The organism is Paenibacillus nuruki, assembly GCF_963311185.1.
Classification (GTDB): Bacteria; Bacillota; Bacilli; order Paenibacillales; family Paenibacillaceae; genus Saccharibacillus; species Saccharibacillus nuruki.
The window spans coordinates 2,920,964-2,935,968 of sequence record NZ_OY725677.1 but is presented as its reverse complement, the minus strand read 5'-3'; the positions used below and the strand labels follow the sequence as shown (position 1 = coordinate 2,935,968).

Annotated in this window: 16 protein-coding genes; 14 read left to right on the top strand and 2 right to left on the bottom strand. The window is 39.8% G+C overall.

The annotated features are described in order from the left end of the window. Positions 1-73 precede the first annotated feature (73 nt). Positions 74-385 (top strand): pyrimidine/purine nucleoside phosphorylase, encoded by a 312-nt coding sequence (gene ppnP, locus RCP16_RS13175; RefSeq protein WP_069327171.1) that lies wholly within the window; start codon positions 74-76, stop codon positions 383-385. 168 nt (positions 386-553) lie between these two features. On the opposite strand, the gene RCP16_RS13170 is transcribed toward ppnP, so the two are convergent. Beyond that, positions 554-1,450 (bottom strand): NAD(P)-dependent oxidoreductase, encoded by an 897-nt coding sequence (locus RCP16_RS13170; protein ID WP_308640492.1) that lies wholly within the window; start codon positions 1,448-1,450, stop codon positions 554-556. Between the two features lie 125 nt (positions 1,451-1,575). On the opposite strand from RCP16_RS13170, the gene RCP16_RS13165 reads away from it, so the two are divergent. From RCP16_RS13165 to RCP16_RS13155, 3 genes are all read left to right on the top strand, one after another. Continuing rightward, positions 1,576-2,931: a glucose-6-phosphate isomerase gene (locus RCP16_RS13165; RefSeq protein WP_069327173.1), complete on the top strand. Its 1,356-nt coding sequence runs from the start codon at positions 1,576-1,578 to the stop codon at positions 2,929-2,931. A 193-nt stretch (positions 2,932-3,124) separates the two neighbouring features. Further along, positions 3,125-3,766 carry a YigZ family protein gene (locus tag RCP16_RS13160; RefSeq protein WP_308640491.1) on the top strand — a complete coding sequence of 214 codons (642 nt, stop codon included), beginning with the start codon at positions 3,125-3,127 and terminating at the stop codon, positions 3,764-3,766. Between the two features lie 38 nt (positions 3,767-3,804). Next, positions 3,805-4,386, top strand: coding sequence for a TetR/AcrR family transcriptional regulator (locus RCP16_RS13155; protein ID WP_069327175.1), 582 nt, complete (start codon positions 3,805-3,807; stop codon positions 4,384-4,386). Between the two features lie 195 nt (positions 4,387-4,581). Here the strand turns inward: RCP16_RS13155 and RCP16_RS13150 are convergent, their stop codons facing one another. Then, positions 4,582-4,983: a secondary thiamine-phosphate synthase enzyme YjbQ gene (locus tag RCP16_RS13150; RefSeq protein WP_069327176.1), complete on the bottom strand. Its 402-nt coding sequence runs from the start codon at positions 4,981-4,983 to the stop codon at positions 4,582-4,584. 304 nt (positions 4,984-5,287) lie between these two features. Between RCP16_RS13150 and cysT the strand changes: the two genes are divergently transcribed. The 10 genes from cysT to RCP16_RS13100 all read left to right on the top strand — a co-directional run bounded on the left by cysT (position 5,288) and on the right by RCP16_RS13100 (position 15,005). Beyond that, on the top strand, positions 5,288-6,103 hold the full coding sequence (gene cysT, locus RCP16_RS13145) for a sulfate ABC transporter permease subunit CysT (protein ID WP_069327177.1): 816 nt from the start codon (positions 5,288-5,290) through the stop codon (positions 6,101-6,103). Next, positions 6,103-6,900, top strand: coding sequence for a sulfate ABC transporter permease subunit (locus tag RCP16_RS13140; RefSeq protein ID WP_069327178.1), 798 nt, complete (start codon positions 6,103-6,105; stop codon positions 6,898-6,900). Before cysT ends, RCP16_RS13140 begins: the two co-directional genes overlap by 1 nt. Before the next feature lie 2 nt (positions 6,901-6,902). Next, positions 6,903-7,967, top strand: a complete 1,065-nt coding sequence (locus tag RCP16_RS13135) for a sulfate/molybdate ABC transporter ATP-binding protein (RefSeq protein WP_069327179.1) — start codon at positions 6,903-6,905, stop codon at positions 7,965-7,967. A gap of 71 nt (positions 7,968-8,038) precedes the next feature. After that, positions 8,039-9,103: a sulfate ABC transporter substrate-binding protein gene (locus RCP16_RS13130; protein ID WP_308642484.1), complete on the top strand. Its 1,065-nt coding sequence runs from the start codon at positions 8,039-8,041 to the stop codon at positions 9,101-9,103. Between the two features lie 221 nt (positions 9,104-9,324). Further along, a complete protein-coding gene (locus tag RCP16_RS13125; protein ID WP_308640490.1) occupies positions 9,325-10,134 on the top strand; it encodes an MBL fold metallo-hydrolase in 810 nt (269 codons plus the stop codon). Positions 10,135-10,367: 233 nt separating this feature from the next. Next, positions 10,368-11,096, top strand: a complete 729-nt coding sequence (locus RCP16_RS13120; RefSeq protein WP_069327181.1) for an amino acid ABC transporter ATP-binding protein — start codon at positions 10,368-10,370, stop codon at positions 11,094-11,096. A gap of 49 nt (positions 11,097-11,145) precedes the next feature. Next, positions 11,146-11,988, top strand: coding sequence for a glutamate ABC transporter substrate-binding protein (locus tag RCP16_RS13115; RefSeq protein ID WP_308640489.1), 843 nt, complete (start codon positions 11,146-11,148; stop codon positions 11,986-11,988). Positions 11,989-12,103: 115 nt separating this feature from the next. Then, positions 12,104-12,757: an amino acid ABC transporter permease gene (locus RCP16_RS13110; RefSeq protein ID WP_069327183.1), complete on the top strand. Its 654-nt coding sequence runs from the start codon at positions 12,104-12,106 to the stop codon at positions 12,755-12,757. Positions 12,758-12,828: 71 nt separating this feature from the next. After that, on the top strand, positions 12,829-13,479 hold the full coding sequence (locus RCP16_RS13105; RefSeq protein WP_204825178.1) for an amino acid ABC transporter permease: 651 nt from the start codon (positions 12,829-12,831) through the stop codon (positions 13,477-13,479). A 158-nt stretch (positions 13,480-13,637) separates the two neighbouring features. Continuing rightward, positions 13,638-15,005 carry a sensor histidine kinase gene (locus tag RCP16_RS13100; protein WP_308640488.1) on the top strand — a complete coding sequence of 456 codons (1,368 nt, stop codon included), beginning with the start codon at positions 13,638-13,640 and terminating at the stop codon, positions 15,003-15,005.

Here is a 15,005-nt window from a genome sequence, read left to right as displayed (position 1 = left end):
AAAGCGCCATTTCTGCACCTTTTTATAACTATTTTCTGTATTTCAAATGATGAGCAGGGGAGCGGTCTGATTCATGACGCAATTAGAACAGGTAACTGTAGTAAAAGAAGCTAATATTTATTACGAGGGTAAAGTAACTAGCCGTGCAGTCATTTTGCCAGATGGTAGCAAAATCACATTAGGCATTATGTTGCCAGGTTCTTATGAATTTGGAACAGATCAACATGAGACGATGGAAATTCTATCGGGAGAACTTCGTGTCCTGTTACCAGATACAGAAGAATGGTTAGATATTAAGGGACAGGCAACATTTGAAGTGCCTGCCAATACTCGCTTCAAACTTGAGATTGCTGTAGTTACAGATTACTGCTGTTCTTATGCTTAATCAACATCAATAGCATCGAAAAGTAGCTATCAAAAAAGGCAAGCTCATCAGTATCAATCATACTGAGAACTTACCCTTTTCATGTGTACTATAGACTCATCTATCACCTGTGCGATACATCATGCGGAAGATCAAGAATTAAAGTTATACTGTACTAAGAATATAGGATTACAGCTCTTTGCCATTGATCGTTTGACCGATCCATTCTTCATAGCATTTAGCGATAACCGAAAGATCGTCATCACCATATCCTTTGGTCTGACCGATCTGGAACATACTTTTTGCCAGATTTAGCATAGGCGAAGGTACACCATTATTATCGTTAAGCACAGAGGCAAGCTTAAGGTCTTTGAGCATCAATGCCAGTGAAAATTGGTTGGTATAATCACCATCGATAATTTTTTGACCTTTGAGTTCAGCGGTACGACTACCTGCTGCGCCCATACGTACCAGCTCATAAAAAGCCGATGGATCAATGCCACCTTTTGCGGCTACAGCAAAAGCTTCAGCAAGGGCAACAGTATGAATACCTACAATGGTATTATGAGCTAATTTGGCAGTAGCACCGCTACCGTTAGCACCCATCGGGATCACTTTGCGACCCAGTGTCTCAAATACATCTTGATGTGCATTAATAACGTGCGTGTCACCGCCAACCATAAACACAAGGGTACCATCAATAGCCGCAGGCTCACTACCTGTGACAGGGGCATCTAGAAATTGACCGCCTTTATCTGTAATCGAAGTGGCTAATTGTTTGACAAGTGATGGAGAAATGGTACTGCAATCCATAACCGTTAATCCGTGTTGAACAGCTTGTAAAATGCCATTTTCGCCTTCGTATACATCAACAATCGAAGCATCATCGCTAATGATCGTAATGACCATATCTTGACCTGTAGCTGCTTCACGCGGCGTATGTACTTGATGGGCTCCTTGCTGAACTAGAGATTCTGCTTTGGATGCTGTACGATTGTATACAGTTAATGTGTAACCTGCTTTGAGCAAGTTGGCTGCCATAGGTAGACCCATCGTGCCAAGGCCAATAAATCCGATTTTTTTCATAGCTTGATTTCCTCCATATCCTGAGTGGGTTAGAACATCTATACTTATCCATTTAGTGTAGCATGTTCAATAGCAGATTGGGTATGGGACCGTATCATAATTTATTTTGGGAGGGTAACAATATTATGGCTAAAACAGTTAAATTTGATTACAGTAACGCTCTTTCTTTTGTCGCTCAACACGAAGTGGATTATTTTGCAGAGCCGATTCGTTTGGCTCACGAACAATTGCATAACGGCACAGGCGCAGGTTCTGATTTCTTAGGATGGATTGACTTGCCTACAGCTTACGATAAAGAAGAATTTGCTCGCATCCAAAAAGCAGCAGCAAAAATTCAAAGCGATTCTGAAGTACTAATCGTTATCGGTATCGGTGGTTCTTATCTAGGTGCTCGTGCAGCGATCGAAATGTTAACTCATTCGTTCTATAACACACTACCTAAAGACAAACGTAAAACGCCTGAAATTTATTTCGCAGGTAACAATATTAGTTCTACGTATGTAAACCAATTGCTAGAAAATATTGAAGGTAAAGATTTCTCTGTCAATGTAATCTCCAAATCAGGTACAACTACAGAGCCAGCGATCGCTTTCCGTATTTTCCGTGCAGAACTAGAGAAAAAATATGGTAAAGAAGAAGCAAAAAAACGCATCTATGCAACAACTGACCGTGCAAAAGGCGCTTTGAAAACATTGGCTGATGCAGAAGGTTACGAAACATTCGTGATTCCTGATGATGTAGGTGGACGTTATTCTGTATTGACTCCAGTAGGATTGTTACCAATCGCTACAGCAGGTATCAATATTGAAGAAATGATGCAAGGTGCAGCAGATGCAGCGAAAGAATACAGTAATCCTAATGTTGCTGAAAACGAAAGCTACCAGTATGCAGCCGTGCGTAACGCATTGTACCGTAAAGGTAAAGCTATCGAAATTTTGGTAAACTATGAGCCTTCCTTACACTTTGTATCTGAATGGTGGAAACAACTATTCGGCGAAAGTGAAGGTAAAGACTTTAAAGGTATCTTCCCAGCAGCTGTAGATTTCTCAACAGACTTGCACTCTATGGGTCAATTTATCCAAGATGGTAGCCGTAACATTTTCGAAACGGTTGTACAAGTTGAAAATGTAGCTAGCCACATTACGATCGAATCTGATCCAGATGACTTGGATGGCTTGAACTTCTTAACAGGTAAAACACTTGATTTCGTCAACAAAAAAGCATTCCAAGGTACACTACTTGCACACACAGATGGTCAAGTACCTAACTTGATCGTGAATATCGAAGATCAAACACCGTATTCTTTCGGATACCTTGTCTACTTCTTTGAAAAAGCTTGCGGTATCAGCGGTTACTTGTCAGGTGTGAATCCATTTGACCAAGAAGGCGTAGAAGCTTACAAAAAGAATATGTTTGCATTGCTAGGTAAACCAGGATTTGAAAAACAAAAAGCAGAACTTGAAGCAAGACTTTCCGAATAAGTCACTTTAAGTTAAAATAGAATAAATCAATACGAGAAAGCAGTTCTTTGACAGTAATGTCAGGGGGCTGCTTTCTTGATACTTAAATATAGTGTATTATATCTTTGGAAACACATGAACTATTCTGTCTGGTACATACCTATTAAATCAAAGCAGAATAGGGCAGTGTCTTATCAATAAAGTGGGGATTAAAATGGACAAACCTGAACGTTATCGCACAGTCAAGCAAGAAGGTGTCAAAGAGATTGTTATTAAAAAATCTCGTTTTTTAGGGCATGTTATGCCTGTACAGACAGAAGAAGAAGCAGTTTCTTTTATAGAACGCATTAAAAAGCAACACTGGAATGCTACTCATAATTGTTCGGCATATCTGATCGGTTCACGAGGAGAGATACAGCGGCAATCGGACGATGGAGAACCTAGCGGTACAGCAGGGAAACCCATTTTGGAGGTGATCAAGAATCAGCAACTTCAAGATGTAGCGATTGTAGTTACCCGTTATTTTGGGGGAATTATGTTAGGTGCAGGAGGGTTGATTCGGGCTTATACCGACGGCGCTGTAGCGGCTATTGAAGCAGGTGAAGCAATTACTCGTATACTTCATCAAGAAGTTGCAGTAGAATTGGATTACACCTGGCTCGGCAAAGTCGAAAACGAATTGCGTAATCGCGGTATTCGCACAGCCGAAACGGATTTTACCGATAAGGTGATTGTGAATTGTTTGCCTGTAGCAAGCGAAGCCGAAGCATTCAAAGCATGGATTACAGATGTCACGCAAGGACAGTCTGTGATCACTGAAGGTGAACAGCGTTACTTTATCGAAGCTGCATTTTGAATCAGACTATGCAAAATGCTTGAAGGAGAATCGTAATCATGGCACGAAGAGCGGTAGAACAAGAATTATCCAGAGAAAGAATTCTCGAAGCTGCCAGACATCTGTTCGTCACCAAAGGATATCGGGCAATTTCAATGCGGAGTATTGGTCAACATTTGGGGTATAGCCATGGTTCGTTATATTATCACTTTAAAGAAAAAGCAGAGCTGTTTTATGCGATCGTGATGGAAGACTTTGATCATTTATGCTTTTTGTTTCGAGAAGTTAAAGATCAGCCTGAACACGGGGAATGGTCCAAAGTAGAGTTGTTGCTTATCGAGTTTATTCGTTTTGGCTTAGACAATGCGCATCAGTATGAGATTATGTTTATGACTCGTGATGAAGAATTACTGAGTTATTGCCGGGCAGAACAAGCACGATGTTTTGATTTATTTGCGTCAATCATTCGTCAATCGATGACCGCATCAGATCATACGAGGGAAGAAATGAATACTATTCCGCTGAGTTTATTTTTATCGATTCATGGCTTTATCTCGTATTATATTCAAGATCGTGTAGGCTACGATGATATTAAGCCTGCTGTAGTTGCCCATGTCAAGACACTATGTCGTGTACTGTGAAGGGACAATGAAATGATTGCGTATATGGATCAAGATAAGGTGAGCTATTCAGATCAAGCTCAAAAGTATCTGCATACTTTAAGGCTTTCCCTTGTCAAAACGGTAAACTCCTATAGTAAAATCGTAAAAGTTGTATATGATTTAAAAAGGCGATGTATCCACGAACGCATACGATGGATACATCGCCTTTTTAAGTTAACCTGCTATAATTTTGACCATATATTCACGTTTACGTGGACCATCAAATTCACAGAAGTAAATCCCTTGCCAGCGTCCAAGTAGCATCCGACCTTCTTGGATAATAATCGTTTGGGAAGGGCCGGTAGTGATCGATTTGAGATGAGAAGCAGTATTGCCTTCCATATGACGGTATTTGGGATGTTCCCACGGGTACACTTCATCGAGTCGCATAATTACATCATGCTTTACATCGGGATCGGCATTTTCATTGATAGCTATTCCAGCTGTTGTATGCGGGCAATAGACGACAACAATGCCTTCTTTGACTCCACTTTGAGAAATTAAAGAAGAGACGTCACGCGTAATATCTCTCATTTCATCACGTTTACTGGTTGAGATCGGTAAGGTATATAGCATCCATTATTCCTTCTTTCTATGCTTTTTTTCAAATTGGGTATTCAACGATTGTTATTTTACATATATAGACAAAATATCACAAAAATATATTTGAAATTAGAGTACCACTTAAACAACCGTCTACTTCTCTATTACCCGTTTTCAACAGAATGCTTATCATATCAGTAGATTGAGGACTATTAATCATTTTGACAAAAAGTACTCTTTCAATTGACGGTAGGTATGACAATTTGCTAAAGTATTGCTAAGATTTAAAGCCGAGTATACTAATAGGAAAAAAAGGTTAAAGCAAAGGAGTCATATCGTGAATCGTACATTGCTGCGTCATAAAGGATGGACTTGGGGATTTCGCTCGACCGTATTATTGTATTTTCTACTATTGATTGTACTACCGATTGCAGGCGTGTATGTGAACTCATTTTCAGAAGGTTGGGCAGCATTCGTACAGAATATCAGTGATCCTATTGCTTGGAAAGCTGTGCTATTGACATTAAAGTTAGCCTTAATTGCTACAGTGATTAATGTGTTGATCGGTACAATGTCTGCCTGGGTATTAGTACGTTATGATTTTGCCGGGAAATCTTTGTTGAACAGTATTGTTGATTTGCCATTTGCTTTGCCAACAGCTGTAGGTGGACTGATGATTCTGGTGTTGTTAGGGCCGAACAGTTGGATGGGCAAATTAGCAGATACTTTAGGATTTCAGTTCGTTTTTCACCAACCAGCGATTATTATAGCGATGGTGTTTGTAACCTTTCCATTTGTAATTCGAGCAATACAGCCACTACTGGAAGAAATGGATCATTCTGCTGAAGAAGCATCGTATACGTTAGGAGCTTCTAAAAGAGATACTTTTTTTCGCGTGATATTGCCATCTATGTCTCCAGGCATTATTAGTGGAGCGATGTTAGCTTTCTCTAGAGCATTGGCTGAATTTGGAGCTGTTGTACTGGTGGCAGGTAATATTCCCGGACGTACATTGACAGCTTCTGTGTATATTTTTGGTGAAGTAGAAAGTGATAACGAAGCTGGAGCAGCCGCTATTTCTGTTATTTTATTGACATTATCGTTTCTTATCCTTTGGCTGATTAATGCAGTACAGACAAGGAGAACACGCTAATGAGAAAATATTGGATTCCACTCACATGGATTGTATTTAGCATATTGATCTTGATTCCATTAGCTGTACTTGCGACAGGAGCTTTTGATAAAGGGACAAGCGGTTTTATTGCTGCACTGAGTCGCCCTGAAGCCAGACATGCATTAATGATGACTGGATTGATTGTATTAGTTGTAACAATTTTAAATGGTCTATTCGGAATCATGATGGGGATCTATCTGGTACGCGGGACATGGCTAAGCCGTAGAGTCAGACAATTATTCAATAGTATTGTCGATTTACCGTATGCTGTTTCACCTGTTATTGGAGGATTAATGATTGTATTGCTGTTAGGGCCAGATACCGTTATCGGTACATTTTTTGAACAGATTGGATTTAAAGTAGTCTATGCCTTTCCCGGTATGGTGATTGCAACACTATTTGTAACGTTCCCATTGATGGTACGTGAAGTGATGCCTGTGCTACAAGAACTGGGAAATGATCAAGAAGAAGCGGCTTCTACACTTGGAGCGTATAGTTGGACAACGTTTTGGAAAGTCACATGGCCTTCGATTCGCTGGGCTGTGATTTACGGTACGATTTTGACAGTTGCACGCTCTCTAGGTGAATTTGGAGCGGTATTGGTAGTGTCAGGCAATATCATTAACAAAACACAAACAGCCACGACGCTGGTGTATCAAGATATGGAGAACTTTAATGTAACAGCTGCAAATGGGGTTGCACTGGTGTTGGCTATATTCTCGGTAGGGTTATTATTGTTAATGGAACGCGCCAAAAAGAGAAAGGGAGTGCACTGAGTATGCATCTGGAAGTTCGTAATTTGGATAAGCATTTCGGACAATTTCACGCTGTACAAGATGTTAGCTTCAATGTACAAAAAGGTCATTTGATCGGATTGTTAGGTCCAAGTGGTGGAGGTAAAACATCGATCTTACGTATGTTAGCTGGATTGGAATCACCGGATAGTGGAGATATTATTTTTCACGGACAAAAAGTCAATCAATTGCCTCCCCAAGAACGTGAGATTGGCTTTGTTTTTCAAAACTATGCGCTGTTCAAACATATGACGGTCTTCGATAATATCGCTTTTGGTCTGACGGTAAAAAAAATGAAAAAGCCTGCGATCAAAGAACGTGTGCAGGAATTAGTAGAACTGACAGGGTTAGCTGGATTTGAACATCGTTATCCGCATCAGTTATCCGGTGGACAACGACAACGGGTGGCTTTTGCCAGAGCTCTTGCCCCTGAACCTCAATTATTGTTGTTGGATGAACCATTTGCAGCGATCGATGCCAAGATTCGGCAAGAACTACGTACATGGCTTCGTGAATTGATTGAACGGGTTGGCATTACATCGATCTTTGTCACCCATGATCAGGATGAAGCGATAGAAGTGGCTGATGAGATTATGATTATTAATGGTGGTCGATTAGAGCAAAAAGGAACACCGTGGGATATTTACAAACAACCATCCACACCTTTTGTAGCTTCATTTATTGGAGAATCTACGATTGTTGATGAAGTTTCTTTACTAAAAGGATTTGACCATGAACAATCTCATCCAGGTATTCATGCCTTGATTCGTCCTGAATATATTGAAGTGGGACATGCTAGCGAGTTCCCTTTCTTATCTGCTACAGAGAAAGGAACCGTAAAACATCTACATTTTCGCGGCAGTCAGTGGTTGGTCGAAGTACAGGTCGGCCAGCATTCATTGATCACATATCGTTCACTGGAAAAAGAAACATTAGAAATTGGACAATCAGTACATGTGATGGTGCATCGGGCATATCTATTTAATGATCAGGAAAGCTGGATAGCTGAAAATCGTCTCAAACAAGATACCTTATCAATGTTTATTTAACCAAAGGATCTCAGCCCGTTCTGTGAACGTGGGAAAGGAAGGGATTGGGCTTGAAAAACAATCGTTTGAATATGAGGATAAAGCGTAATGGGATGTTGCTGTCTGTATTGCTTGTAGTAAGTGTGATCTTATCTGCATGTGGTAATCAAAGTGATACCGAATCTACAGCTTCAGCCAGTGCCGTATCTAATGATGGCAAAGATATTACACTCGTGATCGGTGCGTACAGTGTGGCTAAAGATGCAGTCGGAGAAATTTTACCCAAATTTCAAGCTGAATGGAAAGCCAAAACAGGGCAAAATGTAAAATTCCAAGAATCGTACGAAGCTTCCGGTACACAAGCCCGTGCTATTGCAGGTGGATTTGAAGCGGATGTGACCTTATTATCGCTTGAAGGCGATATTGATAAATTAGTCAAAGCAGGGCTAGTCAAAGATACCTGGAGAGACGAGCCGCATAAAGGAATGATCACACGCTCTATTGTTGTATTAGGCACACGTGAAGGGAATCCACTCGGTATTCATAGTTTCAACGATCTGACCAAGCCCGATGTCAAAGTATTGTATCCTAATCCCAAAACATCAGGTGGGGCACAATGGGATATTAATGCGATCTACGGTGCAGGACTCAAGCAATCCGAACGAGATGAAGGCAAAAAAGATCCTGTAGCAGCCAAAGCTTTTTTACAAGCTGTACATCAAAATGTAGAGTCCTTGGATAAAAGTGGACGTGCATCTATGGCGGCATTTGAATATGGTGTGGGCGATGTGATTGTAACGTATGAAAATGAATTGTTAGCACGGATGGCACAAGGGGCTAAGTATGAAGTGGTTATACCTGATGATACAATACTTATTGAAAATCCAGCAGCTGTTGTAGACCAATATGTTGATGAGCATGGCACACGTAAAGTGGCTGAAGCTTTTCTTGCTTACTTATGGACACCTGAAGCTCAAGAAGTATTTGCAAAGCATGGATTTCGCCCGGTTAATGAACAGGTGATGGCAAAACACGTAAGTGAGTATCCTACACCTAAAGGATTATTTAATATCGATTATCTAGGTGGTTGGAGTGAAGTACGGAAAAATCTATATTCTAGTCGTGGAATATGGTATCAGGTTCTAGCTGGCATATAAAATAGTAGAAATAGATTTTATTCAGTGGTAAATACAAAAAACTTCTTTACGTGGAGCTTATTTCACGCTTAAAGAAGTTTTTTTGTGGGTAAAAGCAGAACAAGGACTAAATACCTTACCTTTTTAACTAAGTCAAAGGTCACGATTAATATGTCGAAAGATACAAGAAAATGATATACTGTACGATATTAGATAGCAACGCTCAAGGAGAGAATATAATAATGAACGGAAGAGTAGATCGATTAACATTTTTGGGGACAGGCGATGCAATGGGAGTACCTAGAGTATACTGCGAGTGTACCGTATGCGAAGAAGCACGAAGTGGTGGAATGAATCGCCGTCTGCGTTCTTCTGTGCTTGTCGAAGGAATCGGGGGAGATTTCTTAATAGACTGTGGGCCTGATTGGCGCACACAGATGGAAATGATTAATCGCCGTGCAGATATCACCGATATTGTTGTGACGCATGCACACTTTGACCATATCGGTGGTTTACCTGAATGGGCAGATGCTTGTAAGTGGCAACAATTAAAAGGGAGATTATTTGCCCCACAAGAAGTTTTGGATATGATCAGCAAGCAATTTCCATGGATTAGCAGTCATATTGAATTTATAGCAAACGATCAAGGAATGGAACTCAATGGCTGGAGTATTACTCCATGGAAAGTACATCACGGACATAACGGTTATTCTTATGCGTATCATTTTGAAAAAAATGATTTTGCATGGGTGTATTGCCCGGATGCGATAGGACTAAATGACACACAGAAGAAGCCTCTGCATATGTTAGACTTGTTGATTTTGGGAACAAGCTTTGTACATGAAGAAACAGAATATGCTACTCGTTCTGTATACGATATGCGTGAAGCGGCTGAATTGGTAGATGAAGTGGTTCCTTCGGAAACGATCTATACACATATGTCTCATTATGTGGATTTGCGTGAAGATTTGAACCTGGCTCCAAGTATCAGTGTAGCTCGCACAGGCATGACAGTCGATCTGGGCAATTATTCTTCATTACTATCCGAATAATAACGATATTGCGATTACACTTATATAGCATAACCAGCATGAACCGATAGATTGTCTATCGGTTTATTTGCATTTTTAGGATCATTATTTAGAATAAAACAGAAATTTAAAATAATTTCTTGTAGGATTATGTAGTTTTACATAGGTGTAGGTTAAGATTATATAAAATGTAAGTATAACTAACAAGAGAAATATAATATATACTATTTATGGAATTTAAAAGGAGGAATATAATGATTACCTTCCATGAAGTTAACAAGTTCTATGGAGATTTTCAAGTGTTGACTGGAATTAACCTTCATGTCAAACAAGGAGAGGTAGTTGTTGTACTCGGACCTTCCGGTTCTGGTAAAAGTACAATGCTACGATGTATCAACCGTCTTGAAGATACAAGTAGTGGAGAATTAACTGTGAACAATGTAAGGGTAGATGACCGCAAAACAGACCTCAATAAGTTACGTCGCAAAATCGGTATGGTTTTTCAGCATTTTAATTTATACCCTCATAAAAAAGTAATTGATAATATTACCCTCGCGCCGATCAAAGCATTAGGTGTATCCAAAGCTGAAGCCGCAGAGACCGCTATGTATTATTTAGAAAAAGTCGGTATCGCCGAAAAAGCAAATGCGTATCCTTCACAATTATCAGGCGGACAGCAACAGCGTGTTGCTATCGCTAGAGGACTTGCTGTCAAACCCGAAATTATGCTGTTTGATGAACCAACCTCTGCCTTAGATCCTGAGATGGTTGGTGAAGTGCTTGATGTAATGAAAGCACTCGCCCGGGAAGGAATGACGATGGTTGTAGTTACTCATGAAATGGGATTTGCTCGCGAAGTCGCAGACCGCGTCATCTTTATGGATCAAGGCAAAATTGTAGAAGAAGCCACGCCGGAAGAATTCTTTTCCGCTCCCAAAGAAGAACGTGCTCAATTGTTCTTGAGTCGTTTATTGAATCACTAATTCTGTTATTTATATCCACCAATATAAAAAAAGAAAAGGGGATTTACTTATGAAAAATCAAAAAAGATACAATGTTAAAAAATTAGCGATGTTGTTAGCATGTATGGTAGCTATTGTTACAGTACTGGGAGCATGTAGCGTAACCAAGCCAACGTCCTCTTCTACAGCAAGTTCTAACGCATTATTAGATCAAATTAAAGAACGTGATAAATTGATCGTAGGCGTAAAATACGATACTAAATTATTCGGTCTCAAAAACCCATCTACAGGTGATGTAGAAGGATTCGATATTGATATAGCTCATGCTTTAGCAAAAAGTATTTTAGGTGATGCAAGCAAAGTGGAGTTCAAAGAAGTAACATCCAAAACACGTATTCCGATGCTTAATAATGGTGATATCGATATGGTTATTGCAACGATGACGATTACCGATGAGCGTAAAAAAGAAGTTGATTTCTCGGATGTTTATTTCCAAGCGGGACAATCATTGTTAGTGAAAAAAGGTAGCCCGATCAAAGGCATTGAAGATGTAACCGCAGATACAACAGTACTTGCTTCTAAAGGTGCAACATCAATCAAAAATATTGAAGAAAAAGTACCGGGTGTCAAAGTATTGGAATTTGATAATTATCAAGATGCATTTAATGCACTTAAAGCAGGTAAAGGTGATGCTTTAACTACCGATGATGCGATTCTATATGGTATGTCTGCACAAGATCCTGGTTATGAAGTTGTGGGTAAACCATTTACAGATGAGCCTTACGGTATCGCTGTGAAAAAAGGGGAAACCAAAGTTGTTGAAGCGATCAACAAAGCACTGACAGATATGAAAGCTGACAAATCATATAATGAGATTTATAAAAAATGGATTGGTAAAGAGCCAACAACCTAAATCGTGATCTGTTCAAGCGATCATTAGTAATGCATACAGAAGGTGGGCAACCGGCAATCGTTGCCTACCTTTTTTGTTTGATCATGTATACACAGGCTAAGGAGGTACAGAAAATATGTTGGACTTTTCGATTCTCACCGAGTATTTCCCTTTATATTTGGAAGGTTTTCTAAATACAATCAAAGCGAGCGTATTGGCATTGATCGGTAGCTTTTTATTAGGAACAGTAATTGCTATTTTCCGAATTAGCGGTGTAAAGCTATTGCAATGGTTCGGTACAGCATATGTTGAATTTATACGAAATATTCCTATTTTGATCGTCGTTTTATTTTTCTCATGGGGACTTCCTTCGATCGGTGTCAAATTAGATGGTTTTGCCGCAGGAACATTAGGCTTAACGGTATACACATCAGCCTTTATAGCTGAAGCAATCCGGGCAGGAATTCAATCGGTTCCTAAAGGGCAATCCGAAGCTGCACGATCTGCGGGAATGACGTATATCCAGACGATGATTCATGTGATTTTGCCACAAGCGATTAAGCTAGTCATTCCGCCGCTTAGCAATCAGTTTATCAATTTGATCAAAAACTCTTCAGTACTTACAATCGTAGCGGGTCTTGATCTGATGTACTTCTCAGACAAAATCAGTAGCGAAACGTATGTCATCTTCAGTACTTATATCTTTGCAGCGATGTTCTATCTTGTACTGACATTACCAATGAGTTATGGGGCTTCTGTATTGGAACGTAAATGGGCGAAAAATTCATAATTTCTTCTACCCTAATCGAATGAAGATAGACCTCAGAAGTCAGAGTCAGATGAACCAAAGGAGGGCAATTGATGGATTTCATAGGAGCATATTCACCGGATAACTTGCGCTTTCTTATGGAAGGGCTGAAAATAACACTTTTTGTCGCCTTTATCGCGATTATACTTAGCTTTGTGATTGGTTGTATTGTAGGAACGATTCGCTATGCAAGAGTCCCCATTTTATCACCGATATTAATGGTTATTGTTGAAGTCTTGCGTAATTTGCCATTATTGCTTATTATTTTGTTTGTACAGTTCGGTTTGCCAGAGATTGGGATCAAAATGACGATTACCTTTGGTGCTATTGTAGCGCTGACTGCCTTCGAAGCTTCGATGATCTCAGAGATTGTTCGTGCAGGGCTAACATCGGTTCCCAAAGGACAAGTAGAAGCTGCACGTTCTTCAGGGCTTACGCAAATGCAAACGTTATGGCATATTGTATTGCCTCAAGGATTACGTAAAATGGTTCCACCATTAGTGAGTCAATTTATCTCGCTTCTCAAAGATACCTCATTAGCAGTTATTATTTCGTTAGCCGAATTGGTACACAATGCACAGATTATTATGGGACAAAACTCTAATTATCCGATTCCGATCTTATTATTGATCGCTGTGATCTACTTTGTGATCAATTATGCACTATCGCTAATTTCCAAACGATTAGAAACAAAAACAGCTTAAATTCGGCAAAGATATCGACGATGTAAATCACCGGTTTCCGCAGGGAAGCCGGTTTTTGGTATGTGAAATCAAGATTTGTTATCGATTTGTAAAAGTATACAGCCTGAAAGGGAAAATGTATGATACCATATAAACAATTTCATAAACCTTTTTACCGAATGTGGAACAAACTTAAGTATGCATTGTCCTATCATCAAGTCGCAGCAGAAACCAGTTCCAGAGGAGCGGAAGGACGGATGGCGACTTTTTTTAAAAATGAAAAAATCCAGATGCTTACTGTAGCGATCGGTACAGCAGTGGCCGGTGAATTCAAAATCAATCCAGTACAAGGTGATCTATTTCGGATTGGTCTAGGTGGTAGTGCTTTTCTATTATTGATGCTACTCATGAATCGGCTTCCGTATTTGCGAACAGGGATATTTACAGCTTTAACAGTGGTTGTTTTTCGTATGATGTTGGACTTTATTTCGGCTCCGCATCTATTCTCTATAGATGAGAGTGCACGTGTGCATACATCAGCAGGTTTGTATTATATGACGTTTGCGATTGGTATGTTTTGTATTCAAAGTCGATTAACCCGAATGAACCTATTGCTGCTAAGTGGAGTAACCGCTTGTATTGATTTTGGCTCTAATACGATTGAGATGATCTGTCGCTGGATTCTTACAGGTAGTGAGATTATGATTCCAGCAACATGGGGCTATATTTTTCTAGTCGCTGTGATTCGTGGCTTTTTTACAACAGGATTATATAGCAGTATCTCGGTGAGCCAGATTCGTGCTCTTCATAGTGAACAGAAAAAGCGAATGGAACAGATGTTAGCTGTAAATGCGGGTCTATATGGTGAAGTGTTTTATTTACGCAAATCGATGGATACGATCGAGCATCTAACCAGCAGTAGTTACCGCTTATATATGGATATGAAGCGTGAAGGTCTAACCGAGTATAGTCAAAGGCAACTGAGCATTACCCAGGAAATACATGAAGTCAAAAAAGACTCTCAACGTATAGCCGCTGGATTGCTCAAATTATTTGATCAAAAATCACAGACTGCTTTATCCCTATTTGAAATACTGGATTATACCATAAGAGGTAATCGCAAATATGCGACAATGTTAGCAAAAAAAGTGACGTTTACAGCTCGCTTAGAATTGAATTATATTACTTCTGAATATATTCCATTACTGACGATACTGAATAATTTGACATCCAATGCTGTTGAAGCGTTAGGCGGAACTGGTTCGATCGAAGTGAGTGTGTGGGAACAAGGGCAAGATACGATACTCACTGTCTATGATTCGGGTAAAGGGATCGACCAGCAAGCACGTGAATTGATTTTTGAACCTGGTTTTACGACCAAGTTCGCTCAAGGTGGAAGCGCAGCTACAGGAATAGGGCTTTCTCATGTGCATGATATTGTATGTTCGCTAGGAGGAACGATCCAACTACAAGAAGCAGAAAATACAGTTTGGCAGACGATTTTTGAAGTGAAATTACCAACGTTATTGTTGAAAAAGGGGGAATAA

Coding starts and splice junctions, on each gene's coding strand:
- ppnP (WP_069327171.1), top strand. CDS start 74: ATGACGCAATTAGAACAGGTAACTGTAGTAAAAGAAGCTAATATTTAT.
- RCP16_RS13170 (WP_308640492.1), bottom strand. CDS start 1,450: ATGAAAAAAATCGGATTTATTGGCCTTGGCACGATGGGTCTACCTATG.
- RCP16_RS13165 (WP_069327173.1), top strand. CDS start 1,576: ATGGCTAAAACAGTTAAATTTGATTACAGTAACGCTCTTTCTTTTGTC.
- RCP16_RS13160 (WP_308640491.1), top strand. CDS start 3,125: ATGGACAAACCTGAACGTTATCGCACAGTCAAGCAAGAAGGTGTCAAA.
- RCP16_RS13155 (WP_069327175.1), top strand. CDS start 3,805: ATGGCACGAAGAGCGGTAGAACAAGAATTATCCAGAGAAAGAATTCTC.
- RCP16_RS13150 (WP_069327176.1), bottom strand. CDS start 4,983: ATGCTATATACCTTACCGATCTCAACCAGTAAACGTGATGAAATGAGA.
- RCP16_RS13140 (WP_069327178.1), top strand. CDS start 6,103: ATGAGAAAATATTGGATTCCACTCACATGGATTGTATTTAGCATATTG.
- RCP16_RS13135 (WP_069327179.1), top strand. CDS start 6,903: ATGCATCTGGAAGTTCGTAATTTGGATAAGCATTTCGGACAATTTCAC.
- RCP16_RS13130 (WP_308642484.1), top strand. CDS start 8,039: ATGAGGATAAAGCGTAATGGGATGTTGCTGTCTGTATTGCTTGTAGTA.
- RCP16_RS13125 (WP_308640490.1), top strand. CDS start 9,325: ATGAACGGAAGAGTAGATCGATTAACATTTTTGGGGACAGGCGATGCA.
- RCP16_RS13120 (WP_069327181.1), top strand. CDS start 10,368: ATGATTACCTTCCATGAAGTTAACAAGTTCTATGGAGATTTTCAAGTG.
- RCP16_RS13115 (WP_308640489.1), top strand. CDS start 11,146: ATGAAAAATCAAAAAAGATACAATGTTAAAAAATTAGCGATGTTGTTA.
- RCP16_RS13110 (WP_069327183.1), top strand. CDS start 12,104: ATGTTGGACTTTTCGATTCTCACCGAGTATTTCCCTTTATATTTGGAA.
- RCP16_RS13105 (WP_204825178.1), top strand. CDS start 12,829: ATGGATTTCATAGGAGCATATTCACCGGATAACTTGCGCTTTCTTATG.
- RCP16_RS13100 (WP_308640488.1), top strand. CDS start 13,638: ATGTGGAACAAACTTAAGTATGCATTGTCCTATCATCAAGTCGCAGCA.